Consider the following 25180-nt stretch of genomic DNA (forward strand, 5'->3'; position numbering starts at 1 on the left):
TTGTGGAGCGCCCCTCACGGCGGGCCATACGCGGGTGGCTGGGGCGGCGTCGCACGTCCATTGCCGCTGAGCCGAGCGCGCCTTAAATCCCCACCTCATCCCCGGCTTCAAGCACGATAGTGTATACGCCCTGGTTCGTCGCCATGGGCGGCTCGCTCGACGTTCCGGGAATGTCCCGCACGATATGGGCGCCACGCCCGAAAGCCGGTAGAGCCGCCCGTCCATCCGGATAAGTATCGGTGCCTCGCGTGGCATGCCGACCATCCCACGAGCAAGGTTGTCTATCCTGTTCTTTATGCGCTTGGCGCATTCTTCTGACCCAATCTTCCGAGAATCGTTGCGTATCGGCTCCGCACGTGCGGAGCCGATAGAATCTTCAAATTTCAGAACGGCGAATCGGGGAAGTAGTAGTCTTTAGCGTTTTGAGGCGTGACCAACGTGGCATCCAATTTGTAGGTCCCCGCAACCGTCACCTTGTCGTAGAGATGCGCGACGGTGATCTCCATGGCAGTCGCCACCATAGTGTCCGGGTAGAGGATGTCGACAGGCACCATCTTGTCATCGTCCATCACCTTCTTGATGAACTGCTTCGACCCAGCGCCACCGATAATGTATTTAATGTCGGTGCGCTTCGACTGCTTGATTGCTTGAAGAACGCCAACCCCCATATCGTCGTCCTGACACCACACGACATCGATGTGCTGGAACTTGGTGAGGTAGTCCTGCATCACCTTGAAGGCGTCGTCGCGGCTCCAGTTGCCGTACTGCTTCGCCAGGATGTCGATGTTGCTGCCCTTGATGGCATTGTCGAAGCCGTTCTGCCGCTCCTGGTCGATCGGGATCGGCAGACCGCGGATCACCGCGACCTTCGCGTCCGGGTTGTGCGCCTTGATGTATTCGCCCGCAGCGGCGCCGAGGCCGTAATTGTCGCCCGCGATGTAGAAGTTGCGCACCGTGCTGTCGTTCACCGATGGCGACCGGTCAACCAAGCCGACAAAGGTCCCGTGGGACTTCACCTCCTTGATCGCATTGACCAGCGGGTTGGGGTCGATCGGCAGGATGACGAGCGCATCCATGCCCTCGGTCGTGAGATCCTCCAGCGCGTTGGCCTGACTGACCGGATCGGCAGAGGTCTTAACGATGACCCGCAGCCCCGGATGCTCGGCCTCGAGCAGCTTCGCCACCCGCTCGGCCTGGAAGATGATGCCGCCGGCCCAGCCGTGGTCCGCCGTCGGCACCGACACGCCGAGCGTGTAGCTCGCGGCCCTGGCGTGGCCCGTGGCCGTGACGGCCATAGCCGCGACCGCGCAGGCCATAAGTCTCTTTCTCATGCTCTCTCTCTCCACTGACGCAGGTTTGTTCTTGCAACCGAAAGTCCTGCTCCGCTCGGTCTCCCCATCACGACTTCCGGATCAGCGAGCGCTGCACCAGCATCGCGATGATGATGATCGTCCCCTGAATCGCGCCGATCAGATACTCGCTGGCGTAATTCGACAGGACCATGATGTTGCCGACGATCTCGAGGATGAAGGCGCCGCAGATCGAGCCCCATATCCGGCCGACGCCGCCCGTCAGCGCGGTGCCGCCGATGATCACGGCGGTGATCGCCTGCAGCTCCCACATGAGGCCGGTCGTGGCCGTGGTCGAGCCGAGGCGCGGCACGTAGAGGATGACGGCGATCGAGACGCAGAGACCTTGCAGCACATAGGTGATGATGCGAACGCGGCTGACCGAGATGCCGGAATAGCGCGCCACGTCCTCGTTCGAGCCAACGGCCGCCACGTGCCGCCCGTAGCCGGTGCGGTTGAGCAGGAAGGCGCCGATGCCGGCCACGACGAAGATCATGATGACTGGAACGGGCACGCCGGCCACGTTGCCGAAATAGACCGGGCGCAGGATGTTCTGCATGTCCATCGAATTCAGCGAGATCGCGCCGCCCTGCGAAAGCCAGGTCGTCAGCCCGCGGAAGATGCCCATGGTGCCGAGCGTCGCGATGAAGGGCTCGATGCCGCCCTTGGTGATGATGATGCCGTTGCCGAAGCCGCAGGCAGCCCCCATCGCCATCGCCATCGCGACCGCGACGAGAAGGAACAGCGCCGGGCTCGCGATGAGGCCGGTGTTGAGAAAAAGGATCATGAGGCTCGCGACGAATGCGACCATCGAGCCCACCGAGAGGTCGAGCCCGCCGGCGGTGATGACGAAGGTCGCGCCCACCGCGATGATGGCGATGAAGGCGCTCTGCGTCGCGACATTCAGCATATTGCCCAAGGTCAGGAAGCGGTCGCTCGACACCGCGCCGAGGACGAGCAGCAAGGCGAGCGCGACGAAGGGCGCGACCGCCCTCAGATCGAGGCTCGCCGGCCGGCGGATGCGCCCGCGGCCGCCCGCATCCTGTGCAACGCTTTCCCCACTCATGCAGCCTCTCCCCGCGAGGTCATTCTGGCGGCCGATTTTCCGTCCGCGCCGGTTGCCAGGACCACGATGTCTGTTTCAGTCATGCGCTCGCCCGTCACCTCGCCCACGATTTGGCCAGCGCGCATCACCAGGATGCGGTCGCATAGCCCGATCAGCTCGGGCATCTCGGAGGAGACGACGATGATGGACCGGCCCTCGCGCGCGAGCCCGGCGACGAAGTTGTAGATCTGCTGCTTCGCGCCGATGTCGATGCCGCGCGTCGGCTCGTCGATGATGACGATCTTCGGGTCGAGCATCATCATCTTCGCCAGCAACAGCTTCTGCTGATTGCCGCCGGAGAGCTGCCCCGCCAGAATGTCCTTGCGGCCCGTGCGGATCTCGAAATCGCCGATCGCCTTGTTGAGAGCGGCGGCTTCCGCCGCCTGGTTGATGCCGACCCCGCGCATGAAGCGCGACAGCGAGGCGAGGGTGAGGTTGACCTGCAGATTGCGATCGAGGAGGAGGCCCTTTCCTTTGCGGTCCTCGCTCAGATAGACGATGCCGGCCTTCAGGCTGTCGCTCACCGTCGGGAAATGCACCACCTCCCCGTTCAGGCGAACGTGGCCCCGGCCCGGCCGCAACCCGACCACGCCCTCCATCAGCTCGGTGCGTCCCGCGCCCACCAGACCCGCGAAGCCCAGAATCTCGCCGCGCCTCAGCGTGAAGCTCGCCCCCCGCGCGTAGTTCGGCACGGTGAAGTCCCGCACCTCGAGCACCACGGTTTCGGCGCTGTTGTGGACGCGGTCGGGATAGAGCTTCGCGATGTCGCGCCCGACCATGCGGCGCGCCATGTCCACGGGCTCCATCTCGTGCGCCGGCTGCGTCGCGACCAGCCGCCCGTCCCGCAGCACGCTGATGCGGTCGGAAATCGTCTTCACCTCGGGCAGCCGGTGCGAGATGTAGAGGACGGCCGCCCCTTTATCGCGAATGCTCTGCACGATCCGCAGCAGCGCGTCGGTCTCGAACGGCGTCAGCGATGCGGTCGGCTCGTCGAAGATCACCACGCGATGCGGCACCAGCAGCACACGCCCGATCTGCACCAGCTGCCGCTGCGCGATCGACAGCCGGCGCACCACCGCGTCGGGGTCGATGTCGGCGCCGAGATCCGCCATAGCCGCCCGCGCCCGCGCGCGCATCACGCGGTCGTTCATCATCACGCCACGGCGGAGCTCCCGGCCGAGATAGAGATTTTGCGCGACCGTGAGGTCCGGCGCCAGCAGGATTTCCTGGTGGACGAGTGCAATCCCCAGTGACTCCGCAACGACGGGGTTCGGCAGGCTCACCCGCTTGCCGTCCATTCTGATCTCGCCCGCGGAAGGCTGCAGGTGGCCCGCGAAGAGCTTCATCAGCGTCGACTTGCCGGCGCCGTTCTCGCCGATGATCGCATGCACCTCGCCCGCCCGGACGTCGAGCGACAGGTCGTGCAAAACCTGCACCGGCCCGAAGGATTTGGCGAGGCCAACAGCCTCCAGCGCGCGCCCGTCGCCCGGCCCGGCGAGGAGGGAGGCGCCGCTCAAGCGCGCCTCGGCTGGCCCGCGGGCCGATCCGCGCAGGCGCTTTGCTCGCAGCTAAGGTCGCTCGCCGCAGTGCGGGCGTTCAGAGCCGTTATCGGCCGATCGTGCATTCGTTCTCCTCCCGATGCCTTCAACCGCCCGTGGACGGATAGTGGCAAGTCCTCTCCCGTATCAACCTGCCGCTCATCCCGGGGGTCAGCCCCAAGTGCGTCAGCAAGCCGCATCATTCACCGTCCGGCGGCTTTGCTCCCATAGACGGCATCCGCCTAGGCGGATGTCAGTGTTGTGCCAGCCTTGTCTGCGACGGCGGAGATCAGGACTTGCGCCACCCAGTTGATGATCTCCTCGACGTCTTCTTGCTTCATCCCCCAGATGTCTTTGAGAACGACAAAGGCTTCGATGCCGAACACGAGCGATAGCCCCTTGGTCAAGCGGTCCAGGTCCTGCTCGGCCGCCTTGTGCCGCAGCGGCGCCACCGCCTGTTGCAGCAGGCTCACGCGATGGCCGCGGCTGATGACGGCCTCGGCGCCCAGCGTGCCCGCCTTGCTCTTCGCCCAGTGGTCGAGCGACAGCCGCAGTGCGGCGCGGAAGGTCGCTTCGAACTCGCCGATACGGCGCAGCGACAGGCGCATCAGATCGGCCACGAGTTCATCGGCCTGAACGGTTTTGGGCTGCCAGTCCAGGATCGGCCCGAGAGCCGCATCGACGACAGCATCGACCAAGGCAGCCTGACTGGGGAAATAACGGTACGACGTGGCGCGGGAAACGCCCGCTGCTTCTGCGACATCACTGACCGACGGATTCTCACCGCTCTGCATCAGCTCGATTGCCGTCTCAAGCATGAGCCGCATGGTCCGGGCGCGGGCGCCTCGCGCTTCGGCAGCGACAGCTGTTACTTGCCTGCGTGAGACAGTCATGTCATTATGATACGCACGTCTCAAATTAAGATCAACGGTCTTTTTGTGCTTCAAATACGGGGGGGCTGTCAGGCAATGTCACAGATCGTGGAAAGGCATGAAGCCTGCCAGAAGGCCAAAAGCCTGGCTTCTCGTTGCGCTGCAACACCGCCCAATCGCATTCTATGGCTGCGCGTCCTTCCACGCACTCATAACCGAGCCCTTTCCGAACCCGTAATCAGGATAGACTGACCATGCCTGCCATTGCTCGCGCATCGATCCTCCAGAAGCTCCGCGTCATGATCGACCAGCGTATCCCCATCGTCGGCGGCGGGGCCGGAACGGGACTTTCGGCCAAGTGTGAAGAAGCCGGCGGAATCGATCTCATTGTCATCTATAACTCGGGTCGATACCGCATGGCTGGGCGTGGCTCGGCCGCCGGCTTGCTGGCATACGGCAACGCCAACGAGATTGTGCGGGAAATGGCGGTCGAGGTTCTGCCCGTGGTGCGAAACACCCCCGTCCTCGCTGGTGTGAACGGCACCGACCCATTCATCCTAATGCCGCAATTCCTCGCTGAGCTGAAGCAGATGGGCTTCTCAGGCGTCCAGAATTTCCCTACCGTCGGTTTGTTTGACGGCTCGATGCGCGTGAGCTTTGAAGAAACCGGAATGGGCTTCGGCCTTGAGGTTGATATGATCGCCGCAGCGCATGCGCTTGACCTACTCACCACGCCGTACGTCTTCAATGCGGACGAGGCCGCCGCAATGGTCAAGGCCGGGGCGGACATCATCGTGGCGCATATGGGCGTGACTACGGGCGGCGTAATTGGCGCCAAAACCGGAAAGTCCCTCGACCAGTGCGTCGAGGAGATCAACGTGATCGCGGCTGCCGCGCGGTGCGTGCGCAACGATAGCATCGTGCTTTGCCATGGCGGGCCGATCGCCATGCCGGCGGATGCCGAATATGTGCTGCGGCGCGCGGACGTTTGCCATGGCTTCTACGGAGCAAGCTCGTTGGAGCGACTCCCAGCTGAATCGGCAATCACGAAACAAGCGTCCGATTTTAAAAACATAAGCTTTGGCAGATAGAGCTTCTCTGGTTCGGAGGCTGGCCCGCCAATGTGACTTTGCTCCGACCGTTGCCTTGCATCTGGCAAGGACGATGTCGGCGACCTGTGCCGCGGCAACACCCATTTCTTCAAGCATCCGCAGAGGCGATATCCAGGTGGGGATGCCGAACTTAATGCTCATCCGCTCACCGCTGCCCTCCCGGATGTCGCCGGACATCTGCATGGGCACATGCGGATCCGAGGCGCGCCAACGGTAAAGGCGCCGAACAGCGTATGGCGCTTCCGGGTCCGGCTATCGCGCCGGCGCCCGAGCTTCCTGGTCCTCGGCTAGCGTCAGGCTCTACTCAACCTTCTGCCCGACAACCCGTCATCGAACGGCCCTTCCGGCTGCCTCAAAAGATGCGCCACCTCCCATTGACGTCTCCACCACAATTCTGCTTTGGTCGGGTTGTCGGACCAATTAAAGATGGAAACGTAGTTGTCCAGCATGGGCCCGATCGAGACGCAAACTCGCGACCAGGCCGTTCTGAAGGCGCTTGCCGCGTTTACCGCCTCGGTCAGCCTCCAGCCAGGCGAGCGCCTGCCGACGGAGCGCATGCTCGCCGAGAAACTCGCCGTCAGTCGCGGCACCATCCGCGAGGCGCTGAAGCGCTGGGAAAGCCTCGGCATCGTCAGCATGCGGAAGGGCTCCGGGACCTATCTGCTCCGCTCCATCTCGCCCGACAGCCTGCATCTGCCGCTGACCCTGGACGGGTCGGATCTGCCGAGCCTGCTGCACATGCTGGAAGTGCGCCGCGCCCTGGAGGCGGAGGCCGCCGCCATCTGTGCCGAACGCGCCTCCGCAGCGCAGATCGCCGTCATCCGCGCTCGTCTTGAGGCGATGGAGCCTGTGTTCTTCGGGGACGTCACCATCTCGGCCGAAGCGGACTGGGCCTTTCACCGGTCGATCATCGAGACGGCTTCCAATCCGTTGATCACGCAGATGCTCGACGCCATGCGCGACCTCATGCACCGATTCTGGGAGCAGCCGCTTGGCATCACCGATTTTGGCCATGCGAGTTTCCCGTTCCACCGCACGGTGGTGGAGGCGATCGCGCGTGGCGACGCCGGTGAAGCACGGCAGGAAACCCTGAAACTACTCGAGACCGTTCGCGGCGACCTCCTGCGCGGTGCGACCAAGGGAGAAGCCAATGTCTGACATCCCGAAGCTCGATCGCGCGGCGGTTCTGGAGCGCGCCGCGACCTATCTGGCGCATGACGGCAACCTGCCCTTCGACCCTGTCGTGCCGCCGATCTACCAGACGTCGCTGTTCACCTTTCGCAGCTATGGCGAGATGGAGGATGCCTTCAGCGGCCGCACACGCCGCCCCGTCTACAGCCGTGGGGACAACCCGACGGTCATGGAATTTGAAAAACGCATAGCCGGTTTGGAAGGTGCGGCAGAGGCACGCGCCTTCTCCTCCGGCATGGGCGCGATCAGCGCAACCTTGCTTGCCTTCCTGCAGCGCGGCGACCGCATCCTCTCGACGCGGCATATCTACGGCGACACCTTCCGGCTCTTCCAAAGGCTGCTCCCGCGCTTCGGCATTACGGTCGAGTATGTCGATGCAACCGAGGTGGAGGCTGTGGCCGCGCGGTTGCCTGGCGCGCGGGTCCTCTATCTCGAGAGCCCAAGCTCTATGGTGTTCGAGCTGCAGGATCTGCCGCGCCTCGCAGCACTCGCCCGCGCCGAGGGGGTGATTACGATCATCGACAACTCTTGGGCGACACCGCTGTTTCAGCAGCCTCTCGCGCATGGCATCGACCTGTCGCTGCATTCGGCCTCCAAATATATCGGCGGGCACTCGGACACAGTGGCGGGCGTGGTTGCCGGCAGCGCCGAACTCGTGGGCCAAATCAACCAGAACACCTTTTCGATGTTCGGCGCGAAACTCGCGCCGTTTGAGGCCTGGCTGCTCCTGCGCGGGTTGCGCACGCTGCCGTTCCGCCTGCCGCGGCATGAGGCGAGCGCGCTGACCATCGCCGAGCGTCTGCGCGATCACGCCGATATCGTCCGCATCTTCCATCCCGGCTTCTCGAACCATGCCGGCACGGCGACGCTCCTCGGCTCGACCGGCCTCTTCTCCTTCGAGGTCAACGAGACGATTGACGTGCCGACCTTCGTCGATGCGCTCAAGGTCTTTCGCATCGGCGTCAGTTGGGGCGGCCATGAGAGCCTCGTCGTGCCGGCCCTGGCGACGCTGCGGCAGACACCCGACTACAACGCGCTGGCCTACTTCGGCGTCAGTGCGCGCCTCATCCGGTTGCATATCGGACTGGAGGATCCCGCCATCCTCTGGGCCGATCTCGAACAAGCCCTCACCAAAGCCCGCCGCTGAACAAAAAAGAGGAGGATCGAATGGCCAGAACAAAAAACATCATTTCCGGATGGCTGCTCAAGACGGCCGCAGCCGCGCTGCTCCTTGGCATGGCAACGCCGCCTGTCTGGGCAGATACGACGCTCAAGGTCGTCGAGGTGATCCCGAGCCCGGCCCGCACTGCGCTGCTGCAGCAGGAGTTCGCAACCTTCGAGGCGAGCCATCCCGGCATCAAGGTGCAGCTCACCTCGCTGCCCTGGGGTGAGGCTTTCGAGAAGTTCCTCAACATGGTCCAGGCCGGCGACACGCCGGACGTCGTGGAGATGCCGGATCGCTGGCTCGGCCTCTACGCGAATAACGCGCAGTTGGCCGATCTCGGCAGCTACCTCAGGAAGACGCCGGATCTCGCCAATCTGAGCGACCGCGCGCTGCAATTCGGGTCCGCCGTGCGCGGCACCTTGTATGAAATTCCCTACGGCTTCTATGTGCGCGGTCTGTTCTGGAACCGGACGCTGTTCGCGAAAGCAGGGTTGACGGCGCCACCAGCGACGCTGGATGAGTTCGTCGCAGACAGCAAGAAGATCTCCGCCCTCCCCGGTAAATATGGCTACTGCCTGCGCGGCGGCCCCGGCGGCTTTTCCGGCATCACCATGTTCATGAACACCATGGACGGCAAGCCCGGTTACTTTAAGGCGGACGGCAGCTCGACGCTCAGCGACCCGGGCGCGATCCAGGGCCTGCAGCTGCTGGAGACGATGTACAAGGATGGTTCGGCGCCCCCCGACAGCGTCAACTGGGGCTTCAACGAAATCGTCGCGGGCTTTGATTCCGGCACCTGCGCGATGCTCGACCAGGATCCCGATGCCCTCATCGGCATTGCCGGCAAGATGGACCCGAGCGCCTTTGCCGTGGCGCCCATTCCCGTGGGGCCGAGTGGTAAGGCCTTCCCGACGCTCGGCTATGGCGGGTGGGCGATCTTTGCCAACTCCGAGCACAAGGACGAAGCATGGAGCCTGCTTTCGTTCATGGTCTCGCCGGCAAACAACCTCTCCTGGTCGAAGGTCGTCGGCACGCTGCCGATCTACAAGAACGCGGAGCAGAACGCCTATTTCCAGACTGACAAGTTCAAGGGCTGGTTCACCGAGCTGAACGATCCGGCGAAGTATGATCTGGTGACGCCACCGACCTACCTCGAAGGCTTCGGCGATCTCTATGACAATATCTCGATCAAGACCTTCCAGCAGGTCTTGCTGGGACAACGCACGGCGAAAGACGTGGCCGATCAGTGGGCCGCCTATCTCGTGGCGCAGCTGAAGGCCTACAAGGCCAATAAAAACGCGGACTGAGCCACGATGTCCGTCTCGCTCGCAGAACGTGGCGGCGTCTCCCGCCGCCCGACGGGCCGGTCCGTCGCTCGGATGGTGGAGCCGTGGCTCTACATAAGCCCTGCTCTCGTCATCCTCATCGTCGTCCTGCTCGTGCCGCTGATCGTCGGCATCGGCTACTCCTTCCGTCGCTTCACCGCCTTCCGCTCGGAGTATGTCGGGCTCGATCAGTATCGCACGATGCTGCACGACCCGGCCCTCGGCCAAGCCTTGTTCAACACGGTGTGGTGGACCGCCGGCAGCCTGTTCTTCCAGTTCGGGCTCGGGCTCTGCCTCGCCCTCATTCTAAACCGGGACTTCCGCGGCCGGCAGATCGTGCAGGCCATCGTCTTTCTGCCCTGGGCGGTGCCGAGCTTTCTCGCCGGCCTCACCTGGGCTTGGCTCTTCAACCCGGTGATCGGTCCTCTGCCGTTTTGGATGGCGGCGATCGGGCTTCAGGCCCAGCCCCGCGACATCCTGGCCAACCCCAGCACGGCGATGTGGGGACCGATCATCGCCAATGTGTGGTTTGGCGTGCCGTTCTTCGCCATCACGCTGCTGGCGGCTCTCAAATCCATCCCGACTGACCTCTACGAGGCTGCGGCGCTGGATGGCGCAGGCGTGTGGCAGAGGTTTACCCGCCTGACCATCCCGTTTCTGGCGCCCACCATCGCGATCACCATCATGCTGCGAACAATCTGGATCGCGACCTTCGCCGACCTCATCTTCGTCATGACTGGCGGCGGCCCAGCCGGATCGACGAACACGATCGCCACCTACGTCTACGTCAGCGCTTTCCGCGCGATGGACAAGGGCTATGCCTCCGCCGTCGCCGTGCTGCTTCTGGTGCTGTTGATTGTCTACGCGCTGGTGTTGATCGGCATGCGCCGCCGCTTGCTGCCGCAAGGATAAGCCGCTTGAAACGCCGCCGCCTGCTCAGCGACATCGGCCTCTACGCGGCAGTGCTCGCCTTCGTCGTGTTCGCGCTTTTCCCGATCTACTGGACATTGAAGATTTCGGTGACGCCGACGGACCTGCTGTATTCACAGGGGGTCACTGGCTGGCCCGCCCGCGCGACGCTCCAAAACTATTTCGGCGTGCTAGAAAGCACCGACTTCCCCCGCTACTTCCTCAACAGCACGCTGGTCTCGGCGTCGACCTCCCTCGCCGTGACCATCATCGCCTCCGCCGCCGGCTATGCCTTCTCGCGCTTCCGCTTTCGCGGCAAGCAGGTGGTTGCCTTCATGCTGCTCCTCACCCAGACCTTTCCGCTCGTGATGGTCATCCCGCCGATCTACCGCATCATGGGCAGCCTCCACCTCACAAACAGCCTGACGGGCCTCGTGATCATCTACGTTGCCTTCAACATTCCTTTCGCCACCTTTCTCATGCAGTCCTTCTGCGATGGGGTCCCCCGGGAGCTGGAGGAAGCTGCGCTCATCGATGGAGGCACCCGGCTGCAAGCCCTGACGCGCGTCATTCTGCCACTGACCCTGCCGGGGATGGCGGCCACCGTCGGCTTCGTCTTCACCGCCGCCTGGAGCGAACTGCTCTTCGCGCTCATGCTGATCGACGACGACAACGAGAAGACTTTTGCGGTCGGTCTCTTGACCTTTATCGGCAAGTTCGATGTCGACTGGGGGCAGATGATGGCGGCCTCGATGCTCGGCCTGATCCCGGCCTGTTTTTTCTTCGTGCTTCTGCAACGCTATCTCGTCGCTGGGCTGAGCGCCGGAGCCGTCAAAGGCTGAACCGCAGTCACTTCATTTCCGGTTCCGTCGTTTAAGCGTCCATCGCGTCCTCCAGGCGCGCATCGCCGTGATCGATGGGCGCCTCCGCGCCGGTCAGCTGAACGTCGCCGCCTGATCGCACTCAAAACTCGGTTTCACGCCCCTTGCTCATCTGCGCCGGGCGAGCCGGGAACGTAAAGCCGTGTAAGCGGGGGCGATGAGCGGGTAATCATCCGGCAGCTGCCAACGCGATCGATACTGCTCGGGCGACAGTGCGTATTTGCGCCAAAGATACCGCTTCAGAGTTTTCAGATGCTGCCCGTCCTCAAGACACACGATGTAGTCGTGCGTCACGGACTGGTCGATCGGAACGGCGGGGTTCGGCTTTGAAGGCCGGCCGGTGCGATCAGGCTCCAGCTCCGCGAGCGCCGCGAATACGCCTTTGATGAGCTGAGGAAGATCCTGCGCAGCGATCGGGTTGCGAGAGACAAAGCTGGCGACCACCCACGCGGTGAGCCCTGTCAGGTCACGCGCGAGCACCTCTTCGACGCCCGCGCCGGGGCCGCTGTTGTCTTTATTCGGCGACGCGTGATGCGGTCGCATTGTCCTCGTGCTGGTTGCCGCTGACTACAGGACGTGCCGCGTGCTCAGTCAACAACCCTACGTCGTGAACAAGGCATCGCAATCACCCTGTTAGGGGAAGTCACCCGCGTGAGACGAGCAATCTGATTAGCCGCGAAACGGCGTCGGCGATCGTGCGATTATACAAGGAGCACTAAAACTATACCAAACCAGAACCCAATCCTCACGAACACGATCGCAGCTTGCCGTAGGTTGCCCTTGTGATCGACCGCCGACGGCGGCGCTTCGGTATCTCGCCTCGGGAGTGCGTACCACATGATAACAGGCCGTGCCACAGCCGTGGCCTCCCGGTCAGCCGAGACGGGCACCGACCGCGCGGTTCCAGACTGGACGTGCGGCGACAGGTCAATCGTCAGAACGGTGTCGCTGGCCAAGGTGCTCGCCGTGACCCAAAGCCGTCCCGCCCTCGGCCATGCAAGGAGCATAAGGCGAAGGATTGCCTGTGCCTGGGGCCGTCTTCTTGCTTTGGATGTTGAGGGTGCGATCGCCCTCGTCAGGCTTGCGGAGCTCGACCTGAGCGGGGTCGAGGCGCCGCTGTCGGCGGAGCTTAGGACTAGGATCACGATCATCCGCGCGGCGGCTGCGGCATGGACTGATGATTTTGCAACTTCTCTTGCCTTCGCTCAACGCGCGTTGCCTGGGCGCGGTGCCGCGCCGGGGCCTTCTATCGCCGTCATCCTGTGCCGGCTGGCCCATTGGAAGCTTGGGCATCTCGGACCATTCTACGCAATGAAAGCGCACGCAACCGAAGTTGCGGGCCCGCGCGGAGCGGATCTTCTTGTGCTGGATCGCAGCATCGAGGCCGCCTCCGAGTTGCAACGGCTGCGGCTTGGCGTCGCCGGCATCCTGGCATCGCAGGCGCTGAGCTTGACGAGGCGGGCGCGCCGCCGTCGGATCGCTGCGACGGATTTGTTTCCGGTGGTTCTGCAGGCTCAGCTTCACTATGAGCGCGGTGATTTGCCGGAGGCCGAGGATACATGCCGCAAAGCCCTGTCGGTGCTCAAGGCAACCGGCCCGGCCGAAGCAGCCATCCGCCTGTTCATTCTGCTGGCCAAGGTGGAGGCCCACCGCCTGCACACGGATTACGCCCTGCTGATCTTGCGAGAGGGGGAAGCGCTGGGCCGGAGCCGGGGCTGGGAACGGCTCGTCGCCGCATGCGTGCAGGAGTGCGTCGAGGTTCTGGTGCATTGCGGACGTATCGACGAAGCCCAGGACTGTCTCGCGCGCACAGTCGCTTGGCTGGCGCCTGACACGGTCAGCCGTCCGGCACGGCCAGCGGTGCATATGCACCTTCATCTGGCAGGCGCCCGCATCGCCCTCGCCACCGCACCATCGGCCGGCATTGTTCTAAACCTGAGGCTGCTGCACCATGAAGCTGCTGCCGGGGGCGACCTTTATCTTGCCCTCCGGCTCGCGATTCGCGTGGCGGAGGCGCTGGAGGCCACCGGAGAGACAGCCGAAGCTTCGGAAACACTCGCACGATGCCTCGATCTGGGAGCCAGCGCCGGCCTCTACCAATCCTTCATTGATGGAGGCCCTGTTATCGGACGGCTGCTAGCTCGCTTTCTCGACCAATCTGGTGAAGGAGAGGAGGATCGGCAGCACCTGAGACTTTATGTCGAAAGCATCCTTAGCGGCTGGCGGTCAGTTGATGGCGAGCGCCGCCTGGTGAAGTCCCTGAAATCGAGCGGGTGCCTCAGCCCCCGGGAATGCACGATTCTTCGCTTGTACAGGCGTGGCGAATCAACCAAGGGAGTAGCGAGACAGCTGACGATCTCGCCGGAAACGGTCAAGTCGCATGCCAAGCACATCTTTGTTAAGCTGAGCGCGCAATCGCGGACTGAAGCGGTCCAGAAGGCTGAGCATCTCGGCCTCATCTGAGCCAGAAAGCTGAATACTGAGGATCGATGATCGAGTTCCCGCCGTTCAGGATCGACACGCCTAATCAATGCGTATGGCGGTCGACGCCCGGAGAGCCCGATCACCCGGTCCCACTAACACCGAAGGCCTTCTCGGTCCTGCGCTACCTCGCCGAGCACCGCAGCCGCATCGTTTCCCATGAGGAGCTGCTGGACGCGCTCTGGCCCGAGGTGCATGTGCAACCGGAGGTCATCAAGGGCCACATCCTCGCCATCCGGACGGCGCTTGGCGACACGGCGCGCGATCCACGCTACATCCGGACGATCCGCAGCCGCGGCTACAAGTTCATCGCGGCGCCACGCCGTGGCGAGGCAGATGCAGCCGCCCGTGGCGCTGGCGATGGAGGCCGCGTCATTTACGGTCGCGAACAGCCGCTCGCCGACCTCCGCCACCTGCTTGAGTTGGCAACCGCCCGCACGCCCCAGCTCGTCTTCATGCCCGGCGAAGCGGGCATCGGGAAGTCTGCCCTGCTTGACCTGTTTGCCAACACGGTCGCGGCGCGCCCCGGGGTTCTGGTCGCGATTGGCCGGTGCATTGAAGGCTACGGCGGGATCGAACCTCACTACCCGCTTCTCGAGGCTCTGAACCGACTGCTGCGCGGCGTCGACGGCGAGGTCGTCCTGGAAGCGCTTTTGACCATTGCCCCGACATGGGCCGCCCAACTGCCGGGCGTGCCTTCAGCCGCAGGAAGGGCCGTGCCACCGCCGGTCGGCGTCACTTCAACCGCGAGCCGTATGGTTCGTGAATTTGCCGACTTGGTCGAGAACATCTCCAAGCGCCGACCAATAGTTCTGATGGTGGAGGATGCGCACTGGTCGGACCATTCGACGATCGACGTGCTGTCAGCTCTCGCCCGGCGGCGCAGCAATGGGCGCTTCCTTGTCATCGCCACCTACCGTCCTGCTGATGCCGCAAGTCAGGATCACCCGGTGCGCCGTCTGCACCATGAGCTTCTGCTTCAGGGTCTCTGTCGTGAGCTCGTTCTGGCGCCCATTGGCCGGGACATCGTGGCCGAGATCCTTGGCGCAAGGGAGAGCGATGTCGGCGCATTGCAGTTGGCGAGGGCTCTCGTTAACCAGTCGGGCGGCAATCCACTTTTCCTTTTCACGATCCTGGACAATCTTGCCGAGCGGAAGCTGATCACCCACAGCGCCGAAGGCTGGAGCCTAAGCGTTCCGATCGATGACATCCGGTTGGAAATTCCGTCCAGCCTCGCCCAGGTAATCTGGGCGCGGGCGATGCAGCTCGACCCGTCGCAGCGGCGCGCGCTGGAAGCGGCGAGTGTGGCAGGCGTCGACTTCAACGCGATGATGACCGCGCGCGCGAGCGAGATGGACGTGGTCGCCTTCGAGGATGTCAGCGAGTCCCTCGTCCAGGAAGAGCGCTTCGTCGAGAGACGGACGCCCCTCACCTTGCCCGACGGGACCGAGACAGCGACCTACGCGTTCAAACATTCGCTCTACCGCGACGAGTTCTACGCGCGCCAGGGCCCGTTGCGGCGGCGAAAGCTCCACCTCGCCATCGCGGATGATCTGGAAACGCTCTACCCTGTGCCACTGAGAGGGCAGGTCGCCTTTCGTCTGGCGCAGCATCTCGCCGGCGCAGGAGAGTGGGTGCGGGCGCTCGATTGTCTGCGCGAAGGGCTGCAGACGGCTAAGCGTCGGTCGGCCTACCGCGACGCCCTGGTGATCTTCGACCTGGGCTGCACGTTTGCCCGCAACCTGCCGCAGAACGAGCGGATGGCGGCCGAGATGGAGTTCCTGGAAGGCCGCGCTGCGCTCTATGCTTCGATGCGTGACGAGCGGGCGGCACAGGCTTATCGCGATCTCGCAACGATGGCGCAGGCGGGAAACCTCGTGGATGTCGAAGTGCGCGCGCTGATCGGGCTGGCCCAGGCAATCGGCTGGACCGACGCGCAAGCGAGCGTCGCCCTTTTTGAGGATGCCTTGCGCAGGAGCGCGAGGCAGACGGCCGGGCAGCCCCGCGCGCGAACCGTCTTAAGCTGCTATCTCGGGTTCATCATGGTTATGGGCTGGTCGGACGAACGTGCCGCGCATTGTGAGACGGCGCTCGAGCGTCTGCAGGCGGGTCCCGATGCACTGATCGCCGCATGGGCCGGCATCCAGGCGAGCCAGCTGCAGGTGCTGTCCGGCCGCTACCAGCAGGCGCATGCGACGGTTCAGGACAACATCGGGATCGTCATCGCCAACATGATCACCCGGTCTGAGACGAACGTTCCCGCTCTGCTGCTGATCGCGCGCCTGATCTCGCCCTGGGCACTCCTCTTCTCCGGCCAGTTCGCCCGATGCGCGGAAGAACTCGATGCCTCCATCGCGCTGCTGCGCGATAACGGCAATGGCTACGGCAGCCGAACCTTGCTGCTCTTCAGGGCGTGGCTCCGCATAACGCTGGGCGACTTCCAGGCGGCGCTGCAGGACTGCGAGACGGCTGAGAGGGCCTCCGACACGGACTACATGCACGAGCCTCCCAGGCTCGTGACGCGGGAGGGAAGGCTACATCGAATTCTCTCGGGGATGGCGGAGATGGGCCTCGGTCACGAGCGCCAGGCTCTAATGCATTACGCAGCCGTCCAGGACGCCATGGCGCGCAGCCGCCATCAACTAGACTGGTACTGGCAGCTGTTGCTGGACCACGCCATGGTGGACCTCTTTCTGCACCAGGGCGACGCACAACGCTCGCGAACGCAGGCCGATCGTTTCGTAGAGGCAGCACAGCAGTCGCGGGAGCCGACGTTCAGACGGCTTGCCTTCGTCGCACTTGCACGCTCGCAACTTTTGCAACAGGCGCCCATCGACGCGCTGGCATCCATCGAACAAGCGGAGGCTGTGGCGCCCGGCTCGGAGACGCCGCTTGCGACATGGCGCTTGCATGCGACGGCTGCGGCTGTCCATCGGGCGCTCTGCAATGAGGCCGAAGGAGAGGCGCGAGCGGAGATGAGCCTGCATGCGCGCCTAGCCTTGCTGGATACCTTCGAAGACAGCGATCCGCGGCGTGAGGCGCTTGCCCGGACGATGCGTCTGGCGGTGGGTGACACGACAGCTGGAGCGGAAGCGACTAAATCCCCTCGATCGTGACCGTCACCCCCCCACCTGGGGGATTGGGCCGAGACCCGCCCGATGCTGAAATCAGCCTGAGGCCGGGCGCGCGCGCCATTGCCCGGCGTGGACCCTCGAGCCTGAGCCCCGTCTCCGAACATCACGGTCACGCTGGGACCGTATCATTCCGCCTATGGCTTTATTGAAAGCTGCTTTGATTTGCAAGACTTCACCCGATGACGAAGCCTGCCGTCCGGCACTCCACGCCGATTTTGATACAACAACGTTCTCTTCGCGCTCTGGTGCGCTCTCGCTCTTGCGTGGGCTCGTTATCAACCTTCTGCGGTGCAGCCTTGTCCCGGCTTGTTGTTCTCGGTGCAGTTCTCGTGCGGCTTCACGATCTTGCGCCGCGGGAGGCAGCCCACTCCCTCGATGACTGCGGCAGCTTGGCCAGACGGGCGGCCCGTCCGAAGGCCGCTCCAGCCCGGATAGCCTCGGCGATGGTCGCAGACCTGGCGCTTGTCGGGGGGCTCTCCGCCTGCAGCACGGCACCCGCCCAGGATATACTCGGGTCGTTCTTTCCCGCCTGGATGCTCTGCGCGGTGATCGGCATCGCTGCCGCCGTCATCCTCCGGCTCGTCCTCGGCGCCGTCGGGCTCGCAGCCTTCGTGCCGCTGCCGGCACTCACTTTCATCGCAGTCGCGATCGCTATGACCCTGCTCATCTGGCTGATCTGGTTTGGGCACTGAAAGTCATCGGTCGGTGCGCCACATCCTCGGGATCCTCGTCAGCCTGGCGGCCTTCGCCGGTCTCATCTGGCTCGGCTTCGCGGCGGCCGCGCGCATGCAGGCGAGCCCGCGCACGAATGACGCCTACCTCCAGGCCGACCTCGTCCACATGGCCCCCGACGTGAGCGGACGCATCGTTGAGCTTGACGTGCAGGACAATCAGCTTGTCCGCCGGGGCCAGGTGCTGTTCAGCATCGATCAGGAGCCGTACCGGCTGCGCGTCACGCAGGCGGCTGCCAATGTCCGCGCCCTACAGGCGACGATCGGCGTGACGGCGAACCAGGTTGCGTCGCAAACCTCCAAGGCGGGCGTCGCCAGCACGGGCATCAGCTCGGCGCAGGCGCAGCTTGCGCTCGCCACCAGCACGCTGCACCGGCTGGAACCCCTGCTCGGGCGCGGCTTCGTGACGGCGCAGCAGGTTGACCAAGCGCGGACGGCGCAGAGGACGGCGCAGGTATCGCTTGACCAGGCGCGGCAGCAGGCTGTGGAGGCGCACCAGGGCATCAGCAGCGTCAAGCCGGATGAGGAGGCGCTTGTCGCGAGCCAAGCGGCGCTCGCGCTCGCCGAGCGCGACCTACGGCTTACCACCGTGCGGGCGCCCTGCGACGGCCGCATCACCACGCTCGACATCGCGGCGGGTGAGTTCGCGACAGTGGGCGTGCCGCTCTTCACCATCATCGACACCGAGCAATGGTATGCCGTCGGCAATTTCCGCGAGACGGATCTGCCCGCCATCCGGCCAGGTGCGCCAGCGCTCGTCTACGTGCTGATGGCGCCGGATCAACCGATACACGGCACCGTCGACAGCCTGGGCTGGGGCGTCGAACCGGACGAGGGCGCGACATTCGGCGGGCTGCCGGACGTGCCGCGGAGCCTCAACTGGGTCCGGATCGCACAGCGCTTTCCCGTCCGCATCCGGCTGACCTCGCCGCCCGCGGCGCTTCTACGGCTGGGCGCCTCGGCCTCGATCGTAGTCAGCCGGCGGGTGGCCGGGCCGTGAGCGCCGCGCTGGCTGTGGACGAAGACAACCCACCGGGCACGCTCGCCCGGCTGCTCCAGGAGATGGCGCCGTCTCCCGGTCGGCTCGGCAACACGCTCAGGATCACCGTGCTGGTGCTGATCTCGATCAGTATTTCGGAAGTCTTCAGGCTGCCGGAGGCGGCCCTCGCCGCCTACGTCGTGCTGTTCGTCTCACATGAGGAGGCGAGCTCCACCATCCTCTCGGCGGCTTTCGCCGGCATGGCCGTCCTCGCCGCCATCGGCGTCACGATCATCGTTTTCATGCTCAGCCTGGCCGAACCCGCCCTGCGCATCCCCCTCATCGCGCTCTTCACCTTTCTCGCCATGTTCCTCGCCCGGGCTTCGAGCCTTGGCCCGATCGTCTTCGCCGCGGGCTTCATCCTCGCCTATGGCCTGACGCTGGGGGACGACGTGCTGCAGCTCTCGCTTGCACCAGTGACTGTTGGCGACACGACGAAGCCGGGCCTGCCCGAGCTCGCCTTCATCCCGCCCGAGGAGGCGCTGGTCCATTTCCTGCTCTGGCTCGGGGTCATCGTCGCGATTCCGATTGGGCTCGTGATCCTCGCCAACATCCTGTTCGGCCGCGACCCGGGTCAAGTGCTGCGCGCCGAACTGCTCGACCGCATGGCTGCCGCCGAAGACTTCTGCCGCGGTAAGGCGGGCGCGGGCGCGCGGCTTGCGGCTTTTGCCCGCGAAGGCACGGCCGGGCTTCTGAAACTCCAGCATCTGGCAAGCGTTCTGCATCGCGCGCCGCCTTTGCCGGGGGCAGGCGCATTGGTTGCGGCGCTTGACCGGCTAGGCCGCGTGCTGCTGGCCTGGGGAAGGCTTCCCGAGCAGGAAGCGCCGCGCGCGCAGTTGCAGCCGGCGGCCGCGGCCTGCGCACGCGCGGCGGAACTCCTGAGGAGCGGCCATGCCGCTCCGGTCACGCCGCTCACCGTCGCGCCGCCGCCCTCGGCTGTCGCGGGTCCCTTGAAGCGGGCACTGTCGGAATGCCTCGCAGCCATGGACAGCGCCGCGTCCCCGGCTTCGGCCGCGCAGGCCAAAGCCCCGAAGGCGCCGCGTCGGCTACTGGTGCCGGACGCCTTCACCAGCCCTGCTCACCGGCGCTTCGCCTTCAAGGTCACGCTCGCGGTGATGCTCTGCTACCTCGGCGAGAATCTGACGGACTGGCCGGGCATCCACACCTGCATCATCACCTGCTTCTTCGTCTCGCTCGATACCGTCGGCGACACGCTGCACAAGGCGTTGCTGCGCATCACCGGCTGCCTCATCGGCGCCGCGCTCGGACTTGGCACCATCCTCCTGCTGATGCCGCTGATGACGGATCTTGGCGAACTGCTGGCCGTGGTCCTGGTGGTGACGCTCCTCGCCGCCTGGATCGCGACAGGTAGCCCGCGCATCTCCTACGCCGGCTGGCAAACGGCGCTCGCTTTCTATCTCGTTGTCCTCCAGGGCTACGGGCCGACGCTCGACATGGAGACGGCGCGCGACCGGATCGTCGGCATCCTCATCGGCAACATCACCGTCTACGTCGTCTTCACCACGATCTGGCCGGTACGCATCGCGCCCCTCGTGCGGCACGGGCTGGCGACCGCGCTTGGCCACTTCGCGGCGCTCCTCTCCATCGACGCGAACGCGCCCGCCACAGCGCGCGGCGCGGCTGAGCAGGGCGTCGCCAAAGCGATCGGCCAGGCGCGTGCGCTTGTCGTCAACGATCGGCTGGAGGTGCTCAGCGCTCAGTCTGCCGACGGCCGGCGGCGGGTCGATGCAACACTGCTCGCACGGGTGCAGGGGTTGATCGTCCCGCTCTCCGTTATTCTGGACATGACCGCCGATCCGGTTTGGCAGGCAGTGCCTGTAACGCCACGGGCTGTCATCGCGGCCCACCACGCTGCGTTGGCCGCGTGGCTCCAGCGCTGTGCAGCCTGGGTCGAGAGCGGGAATGGATCGCTCGCCGTCGCCGCCAGTCTGCCCGCGACGCCGGAACTTCACACCGCTGACGGGACCTCGGATGCGGTCTTGTCTCACCTCGCGGCCCGCGACGCCTGGTACCGACTGCTGCGTCAGGACATCGTGGCAATACTCGACCTGGTCGGCCTGCAGGCGGTGCCGCCGGAGGTCGCTGGGGATGGATGACGTGCCCCGCCTTTCGCTGTTGGGTCTTCTTCTACCGAGCCTCGTCGCCCTGCTCCTGGCCAGCTGCAACGACACGCGCAATCTCGCTCCCGCGACGCCGGACACACCTTGGCAGCCCGTCGCCGAGACAGGCACGGCGGCGCCGTCTGCGAACTTCGCGGCACCGGTCAGCACCGGTCTCTCACCGCCCGTCGAGACTGCGGCCGAGGTCGATCCCGCCCATGCATACGGGTTGGCGGAGCTCATCGACATCGCCGAGCGGCGCGACCAGACGACGCGGCTCGCCTGGGAGCAGGCGCGGCAGGCGGCGATCCGGGTCGGCATGGCGCGAGCCGCCTATCTGCCGGCACTGACCGCGACCGCGCTCGCGGGCTATGAGCACATCGCGTCGCCCTTCCCGCCCGATCTGGTGCAGCAAGGCTACATCACCGCGAACGGGGAGGAGTTTCTCCCCGAACTCGCGGTGCGCTACCTGCTGTTCGATTTCGGCACCCGCGCGTCCACGGTGCAGGGCGCCCGCGCACTCTCCTTCGCGGCGAACGCGCAATTCACCGCGGCGCATCAGGCGCTCATCTTCGGCGTTGCCCGAGCCTATTTCACGCTCGACGGGGCGAATGCGGAGCGCGCTGCCGCGCGGGAGACGCTGGCGAGCGCGGAACTTCTACAGAAGTCGGCGGAAGCGATGGCGGCTCAGGGCCTCGGCACCAGCGTCGACGTGGCGCTCGCCCGGCGCAATACCGCCCAGGCGCGCTACGACCTTGCGGCGGCGACCGCGGCACAGCATGACTCAACCTATGCGCTGCTGACGGAGATGGACCTGCCGCCGACGACGCATCTGCGGATTGCCGGCAGTGCTGCAACTATCTTTTCTGGCGCCAGCAACACAGTTGACGCGATGATGCGTCAAGCTCTCGCGCGGCGACCGGATCTGCTTGCCGATCTCGGGCGCCTGCGTGCAAGCGAGGCAGCAATCGCCGAGGCCAGGTCGGAGTTCTATCCAAAGATTGCGATCAGCGCGAACGTCCAGGGCAACATCGGCCGGATCAGCGTTGATGACGCACCTTACGAGGATGTGGAGCAGCCGCAGGCCGGCATTTTCCTGAATTTCGACTGGCCGCTCTACCAGGGTGGGCTACTGCGCAACCGCCTCTTTCTCGCGCAATCTCAGAACGCGGCGGCGGCGGATGCGCTGGCCCAGGATCGCGAGCAGGCGCTACGGCAGGTCGCGCTGGCCGATGATCAGGTGGAGACGGGCCTCAGCCAGTATCAGGCGGCGGTTGCCTTGCAGTCGGCTGCCGAGACCGCGGCCGCCGCGGCCAGTGGTGCCTATAGCCAAGGCGTGGGGACCTTCACCGATGCGCAGAATGCACAGTCGGCGCTGACCTCGGCAAGAAGCGCCCTCGCACGCGCGCATTCACAGCTTCTGATCAACGCGGCTGCGCTTGCCTTTGCAACGGGGATGCTAACCTCGGGCAGCGCCTTCACCTCTGGGTCCGTGGCGGGCGGCCCGGCCGCGGCAGGGCGATGAGCAACGACGCAGATCCGGCCGCTTCCCGCGGGGCAGCCGCCGTGCGTCGGCTGGACGTCGTCCAGCGGCGCGGAGCCGGCCTTCATCCACCTACCGGGTTGCTGCTGGCCCTGGCGATCCTGGCAGTCGCGGCATTGGGCGCGCGCTCTGGCCTCGCGGCCCCCGGCGCACGACAATCTTTCGTCGATCTCGGCCTGCTGCTCTCCGTTCTCTTCGGCTTTCTGTCAGCGATCTGGTGGCATCAGTCGGCCGACATTGCCGACGCGGCAACGGCCGAAGACCGAGCGCTGCAATGGGCGGCAAACCGCCTGAGCGCTGCCGCGGCGACAACCACCGCGCTTTCGCTGGTCTCCGGCGTCTTCACAAGCTTGCCGTGGCGGTCCGACGCAACATGGCTCAGCGGCCTCGTCCTGCTAACGATCATTGTGATGTCGGGCGACGATCTTCGCTGCGCCACCCGGATATCGCTCAACTTCGGGCTGCGGCTGCGTGCCGTCCTTGGCCTCTCCATGGTTGGCCTGCTGCTACTTGTTTTCATCTGGACCAAGCTGAGGGGATGACGAGCGCGACGCATCCTCGGGTATCGAGCGGAGAGCGCGCCATAAAGTTTGTCGTCACCTCGACCGGAAGCCGCGGCTTGCGAGGGAGGAAGTACGGCGGCGGCTAGAGGATCGCAGCCTCAATGCCATCGGCAATCTGCGGTGCTGCCGCAACGAATTGATTGCGCTGCGACTTGTCTGACCGGCTGGAGGCCGTGATGCGTGTGCAGGCGCGCATCACGGCATGAGCTTCAAAAATGCGCGTTGTCGTCGACGATCGGGATGATGATCGCGTTGTCCGCAACGATCGGCGGCGCGACCTCATGTGCTGTTGCATAGCGCATCGTGAGCTTGAGCGAGGTCGGGTCGGTGCCGTCGACCGTGATCGGGTCGCCGGCGGCTGTGGTCAGCGTCACGGTCTTTCCGGCGAATTCCGATGCTGGGTGCAGGCCGAGGATGACATGCGTCCGTACCACCTCCTGCAGAAGCTGCGGATCGACCGGCCGGTTGGAGCCCGCCTGAGTGAGCTTACCCCGGAGGAGCGCGTTGAGTTGGTCGAAGCCATCGTTCGTCAGGGCGAACACCGTATACTCGTTGTTGCCGGCGGCGCCCCCGAGGCCGGCTGATTCCACAAGACCAAGCCAGTCGCTGAGGTCGGCGTTGGAGGCCATCACCGCGAAGGCGTTCTGGGCAAAGGCGTGGTGTGCGGTGACAACGCCACCGGCCATGGAAAGCGCCGCGATCGCCATGAACGGCCGTGTACGGCGGCGAAGGGATTTTACGATGCTGCGCATATGTTAAGATTCCGTCTCTGTTCGATGTTTCAGTCGCTCGTGGTCACGTCTGCATTTCGGGTGCCGCAGCAGCCGGTCGCCAGCGCGGCTCACCGCAGCGCGAAGAGCCTCACCGCTTGCAAGATCAACTTCCAGCGCGGCCAGCGGCAATCCCCCGGCTGGGGGCGCGGCGGTGCGTCCTACGGGGGTGCGCAACGAGCACGATGGTGCGCGCCTACGGCCAGCCCACGGCTAGCCGTCGCGACACCTCGACGCTTCAGTGGGCGAGATCGAGCAGATCTGAAAGTTGGGGGGAATACCGATCTACGCCTGTCGGATCATCCTTAGGGGTAGACTGAACTCCCGGAGTATATTCAACTGAGCATTGTCCCGAATCGATTAGCAAGGTGCCATGACCATTTCTGAGACCCAAGGGGACACCGCCGTCACGATTGTGACTCAAACCAGCGTCCGTTCGGACAGCACGGTCGCCTTCGAAGCTTGGCAGACCGAAACCAGCCAGATCATCGCCACTTTCCCGGGCTTCCTCAAGCAGACGATGCTTCCGCCAAGCCCTCCTGCTCAGGATGATTGGGTAATCCTGCAGCGTTTCGCAGATTCGGATTCCGCGATCGGATGGTTGCGCTCGTCAAAGCGGCTGGAGCGGCTGACCTTGGTCCAGCCTCTGTTGACCGGTCGCGCCGATGTCCACGTCGTTCGCGGCATGTCCAACCTTCCCGCCCCAAGCCCCGTCTCCGCAATCATCTCGACACGGGTGAAGCCAGGTTGCGAAGAGGCCTATCGGAGGTGGGAGCAGAAGGTTGCCGTGACGCAGGCCGCAGCCAAAGGGTTGCAAGGTTATCGTTTCGAGCCGCCGATCGCGGGTGTGCAGGCGGACTGGCTGACCATTCTGCGCTTCGACACGCAGGAAAACCTTCAAGCTTGGCTCGATTCACCCATTCGTGCGCGAATTTTGGCAGAGGCGGCTGACCTGACGGAGGAATTCCACTACCGCGTAGCCCGCACGGGATTTGACCAGTGGTTTCCGATCCCTAAGGAAGGGACGAAAGCTCCCGCCGTCTGGAAGCAGAACATGATCGTTCTGCTCATGCTGTTTCCGGTGGTGTTCTTGTTCGGCACCTTTGTGCAGGTTCCGCTGTTGCAAGAGCGGCTAGGCATTCCTTTCTCCTTTGCTCTGCTCATCGGCAATGTTGCGAGTATCGTGCTGCTAAACTGGCTGGTGCCCTGGACCAACAATGGCTTCCTGTGGTGGCTCAACCCCCGCGTACCCGATCAGCGTCGAAACGATGCGAAGGGAACTCTCCTCATTGCCGGCACGCTAATCGTCCTGGCAATTATCTTCTGGAAGCTATTGTAACTCTCTTGGCGCT

Annotated in this window: 20 protein-coding genes; 14 read left to right on the forward strand and 6 right to left on the reverse strand. The window is 64.6% G+C overall.

What is annotated here, in order from left to right; translation table 11 throughout:
* Nucleotides 1-383 precede the first annotated feature (383 nt).
* The 4 genes from ACOEQ1_RS10115 to ACOEQ1_RS10130 form a co-directional block, all read right to left on the reverse strand.
* Nucleotides 384-1331, reverse strand: a complete 948-nt coding sequence (locus ACOEQ1_RS10115) for a substrate-binding domain-containing protein (protein WP_419759122.1) — start codon at nt 1329-1331, stop codon at nt 384-386.
* 67 nt (nt 1332-1398) lie between these two features.
* A complete protein-coding gene (locus tag ACOEQ1_RS10120; RefSeq protein WP_419759123.1) occupies nt 1399-2415 on the reverse strand; it encodes an ABC transporter permease in 1017 nt (338 codons plus the stop codon).
* Nucleotides 2412-3971, reverse strand: coding sequence for a sugar ABC transporter ATP-binding protein (locus ACOEQ1_RS10125; RefSeq protein WP_419759124.1), 1560 nt, complete (start codon nt 3969-3971; stop codon nt 2412-2414). Before ACOEQ1_RS10125 ends, ACOEQ1_RS10120 begins: the two co-directional genes overlap by 4 nt.
* Before the next feature lie 263 nt (nt 3972-4234).
* Nucleotides 4235-4810 carry a TetR/AcrR family transcriptional regulator gene (locus ACOEQ1_RS10130; protein WP_419759125.1) on the reverse strand — a complete coding sequence of 192 codons (576 nt, stop codon included), beginning with the start codon at nt 4808-4810 and terminating at the stop codon, nt 4235-4237.
* Nucleotides 4811-5118: 308 nt separating this feature from the next.
* On the opposite strand from ACOEQ1_RS10130, the gene ACOEQ1_RS10135 reads away from it, so the two are divergent.
* The 6 genes from ACOEQ1_RS10135 (at nt 5119) to ACOEQ1_RS10160 (ending at nt 11408) form a co-directional block, all read left to right on the forward strand.
* On the forward strand, nt 5119-5955 hold the full coding sequence (locus tag ACOEQ1_RS10135; RefSeq protein WP_419759126.1) for a phosphoenolpyruvate hydrolase family protein: 837 nt from the start codon (nt 5119-5121) through the stop codon (nt 5953-5955).
* Between the two features lie 468 nt (nt 5956-6423).
* On the forward strand, nt 6424-7134 hold the full coding sequence (locus tag ACOEQ1_RS10140; RefSeq protein WP_419760677.1) for a FadR/GntR family transcriptional regulator: 711 nt from the start codon (nt 6424-6426) through the stop codon (nt 7132-7134).
* The gene (locus ACOEQ1_RS10145; RefSeq protein ID WP_419759127.1) at nt 7127-8314 is read left to right on the forward strand and encodes an aminotransferase class I/II-fold pyridoxal phosphate-dependent enzyme; all 1188 of its coding nucleotides are present in this window, start codon (nt 7127-7129) and stop codon (nt 8312-8314) included. The genes ACOEQ1_RS10140 and ACOEQ1_RS10145 overlap by 8 nt, the downstream gene beginning before the upstream one ends.
* Nucleotides 8315-8334: 20 nt before the next feature.
* Entirely contained in the window at nt 8335-9639 is a 1305-nt protein-coding gene (locus ACOEQ1_RS10150; protein ID WP_419759128.1) for an ABC transporter substrate-binding protein, read from the forward strand.
* A gap of 6 nt (nt 9640-9645) precedes the next feature.
* The gene (locus ACOEQ1_RS10155) at nt 9646-10569 is read left to right on the forward strand and encodes a carbohydrate ABC transporter permease (protein WP_419759129.1); all 924 of its coding nucleotides are present in this window, start codon (nt 9646-9648) and stop codon (nt 10567-10569) included.
* A gap of 5 nt (nt 10570-10574) precedes the next feature.
* Nucleotides 10575-11408 carry a carbohydrate ABC transporter permease gene (locus tag ACOEQ1_RS10160; RefSeq protein ID WP_419759130.1) on the forward strand — a complete coding sequence of 278 codons (834 nt, stop codon included), beginning with the start codon at nt 10575-10577 and terminating at the stop codon, nt 11406-11408.
* A 147-nt stretch (nt 11409-11555) separates the two neighbouring features.
* On the opposite strand, the gene ACOEQ1_RS10165 is transcribed toward ACOEQ1_RS10160, so the two are convergent.
* A complete protein-coding gene (locus ACOEQ1_RS10165; RefSeq protein WP_419759131.1) occupies nt 11556-11990 on the reverse strand; it encodes a MucR family transcriptional regulator in 435 nt (144 codons plus the stop codon).
* A gap of 294 nt (nt 11991-12284) precedes the next feature.
* Between ACOEQ1_RS10165 and ACOEQ1_RS10170 the strand changes: the two genes are divergently transcribed.
* The 7 genes from ACOEQ1_RS10170 to ACOEQ1_RS10200 all read left to right on the forward strand — a co-directional run bounded on the left by ACOEQ1_RS10170 (nt 12285) and on the right by ACOEQ1_RS10200 (nt 23037).
* The gene (locus ACOEQ1_RS10170; RefSeq protein ID WP_419759132.1) at nt 12285-13910 is read left to right on the forward strand and encodes a LuxR C-terminal-related transcriptional regulator; all 1626 of its coding nucleotides are present in this window, start codon (nt 12285-12287) and stop codon (nt 13908-13910) included.
* Nucleotides 13911-13936: 26 nt separating this feature from the next.
* Nucleotides 13937-17044 carry an ATP-binding protein gene (locus tag ACOEQ1_RS10175; protein WP_419759133.1) on the forward strand — a complete coding sequence of 1036 codons (3108 nt, stop codon included), beginning with the start codon at nt 13937-13939 and terminating at the stop codon, nt 17042-17044.
* Between the two features lie 461 nt (nt 17045-17505).
* Complete coding sequence (locus ACOEQ1_RS10180) at nt 17506-17754, forward strand: YtcA family lipoprotein (protein WP_419759134.1); 249 nt, start codon at nt 17506-17508, stop codon at nt 17752-17754.
* 13 nt (nt 17755-17767) lie between these two features.
* Nucleotides 17768-18793: a multidrug transporter subunit MdtN gene (mdtN, locus tag ACOEQ1_RS10185; protein WP_419759135.1), complete on the forward strand. Its 1026-nt coding sequence runs from the start codon at nt 17768-17770 to the stop codon at nt 18791-18793.
* A complete protein-coding gene (locus ACOEQ1_RS10190) occupies nt 18790-20949 on the forward strand; it encodes an FUSC family protein (RefSeq protein WP_419759136.1) in 2160 nt (719 codons plus the stop codon). Before mdtN ends, ACOEQ1_RS10190 begins: the two co-directional genes overlap by 4 nt.
* Complete coding sequence (locus tag ACOEQ1_RS10195; RefSeq protein ID WP_419759137.1) at nt 20942-22477, forward strand: TolC family protein; 1536 nt, start codon at nt 20942-20944, stop codon at nt 22475-22477. Before ACOEQ1_RS10190 ends, ACOEQ1_RS10195 begins: the two co-directional genes overlap by 8 nt.
* Nucleotides 22474-23037, forward strand: a complete 564-nt coding sequence (locus tag ACOEQ1_RS10200) for a hypothetical protein (protein WP_419759138.1) — start codon at nt 22474-22476, stop codon at nt 23035-23037. The genes ACOEQ1_RS10195 and ACOEQ1_RS10200 overlap by 4 nt, the downstream gene beginning before the upstream one ends.
* Nucleotides 23038-23267: 230 nt before the next feature.
* On the opposite strand, the gene ACOEQ1_RS10205 is transcribed toward ACOEQ1_RS10200, so the two are convergent.
* Entirely contained in the window at nt 23268-23810 is a 543-nt protein-coding gene (locus tag ACOEQ1_RS10205; protein WP_419759139.1) for a fasciclin domain-containing protein, read from the reverse strand.
* A 391-nt stretch (nt 23811-24201) separates the two neighbouring features.
* Between ACOEQ1_RS10205 and ACOEQ1_RS10210 the strand changes: the two genes are divergently transcribed.
* A complete protein-coding gene (locus ACOEQ1_RS10210; RefSeq protein ID WP_419759140.1) occupies nt 24202-25167 on the forward strand; it encodes a hypothetical protein in 966 nt (321 codons plus the stop codon).
* The last annotated feature ends 13 nt before the right edge of the window (nt 25168-25180 follow it).

Source organism: Acidisoma sp. (assembly GCF_965199065.1).
GTDB lineage: Bacteria > Pseudomonadota > Alphaproteobacteria > Acetobacterales > Acetobacteraceae > Acidisoma.

Excerpts from the sequence above, each read along its gene's own strand:
- ACOEQ1_RS10115 (WP_419759122.1), bottom strand. The coding sequence starts at position 1,331 with ATGAGAAAGAGACTTATGGCCTGCGCGGTCGCGGCTATGGCCGTCACG.
- ACOEQ1_RS10120 (WP_419759123.1), bottom strand. The coding sequence starts at position 2,415 with ATGAGTGGGGAAAGCGTTGCACAGGATGCGGGCGGCCGCGGGCGCATC.
- ACOEQ1_RS10130 (WP_419759125.1), bottom strand. The coding sequence starts at position 4,810 with ATGCTTGAGACGGCAATCGAGCTGATGCAGAGCGGTGAGAATCCGTCG.
- ACOEQ1_RS10135 (WP_419759126.1), top strand. The coding sequence starts at position 5,119 with ATGCCTGCCATTGCTCGCGCATCGATCCTCCAGAAGCTCCGCGTCATG.
- ACOEQ1_RS10140 (WP_419760677.1), top strand. The coding sequence starts at position 6,424 with ATGGGCCCGATCGAGACGCAAACTCGCGACCAGGCCGTTCTGAAGGCG.
- ACOEQ1_RS10145 (WP_419759127.1), top strand. The coding sequence starts at position 7,127 with ATGTCTGACATCCCGAAGCTCGATCGCGCGGCGGTTCTGGAGCGCGCC.
- ACOEQ1_RS10150 (WP_419759128.1), top strand. The coding sequence starts at position 8,335 with ATGGCCAGAACAAAAAACATCATTTCCGGATGGCTGCTCAAGACGGCC.
- ACOEQ1_RS10155 (WP_419759129.1), top strand. The coding sequence starts at position 9,646 with ATGTCCGTCTCGCTCGCAGAACGTGGCGGCGTCTCCCGCCGCCCGACG.
- ACOEQ1_RS10165 (WP_419759131.1), bottom strand. The coding sequence starts at position 11,990 with ATGCGACCGCATCACGCGTCGCCGAATAAAGACAACAGCGGCCCCGGC.
- ACOEQ1_RS10170 (WP_419759132.1), top strand. The coding sequence starts at position 12,285 with ATGATAACAGGCCGTGCCACAGCCGTGGCCTCCCGGTCAGCCGAGACG.
- ACOEQ1_RS10175 (WP_419759133.1), top strand. The coding sequence starts at position 13,937 with ATGATCGAGTTCCCGCCGTTCAGGATCGACACGCCTAATCAATGCGTA.
- ACOEQ1_RS10180 (WP_419759134.1), top strand. The coding sequence starts at position 17,506 with ATGGTCGCAGACCTGGCGCTTGTCGGGGGGCTCTCCGCCTGCAGCACG.
- ACOEQ1_RS10195 (WP_419759137.1), top strand. The coding sequence starts at position 20,942 with ATGGATGACGTGCCCCGCCTTTCGCTGTTGGGTCTTCTTCTACCGAGC.
- ACOEQ1_RS10200 (WP_419759138.1), top strand. The coding sequence starts at position 22,474 with ATGAGCAACGACGCAGATCCGGCCGCTTCCCGCGGGGCAGCCGCCGTG.
- ACOEQ1_RS10205 (WP_419759139.1), bottom strand. The coding sequence starts at position 23,810 with ATGCGCAGCATCGTAAAATCCCTTCGCCGCCGTACACGGCCGTTCATG.
- ACOEQ1_RS10210 (WP_419759140.1), top strand. The coding sequence starts at position 24,202 with ATGACCATTTCTGAGACCCAAGGGGACACCGCCGTCACGATTGTGACT.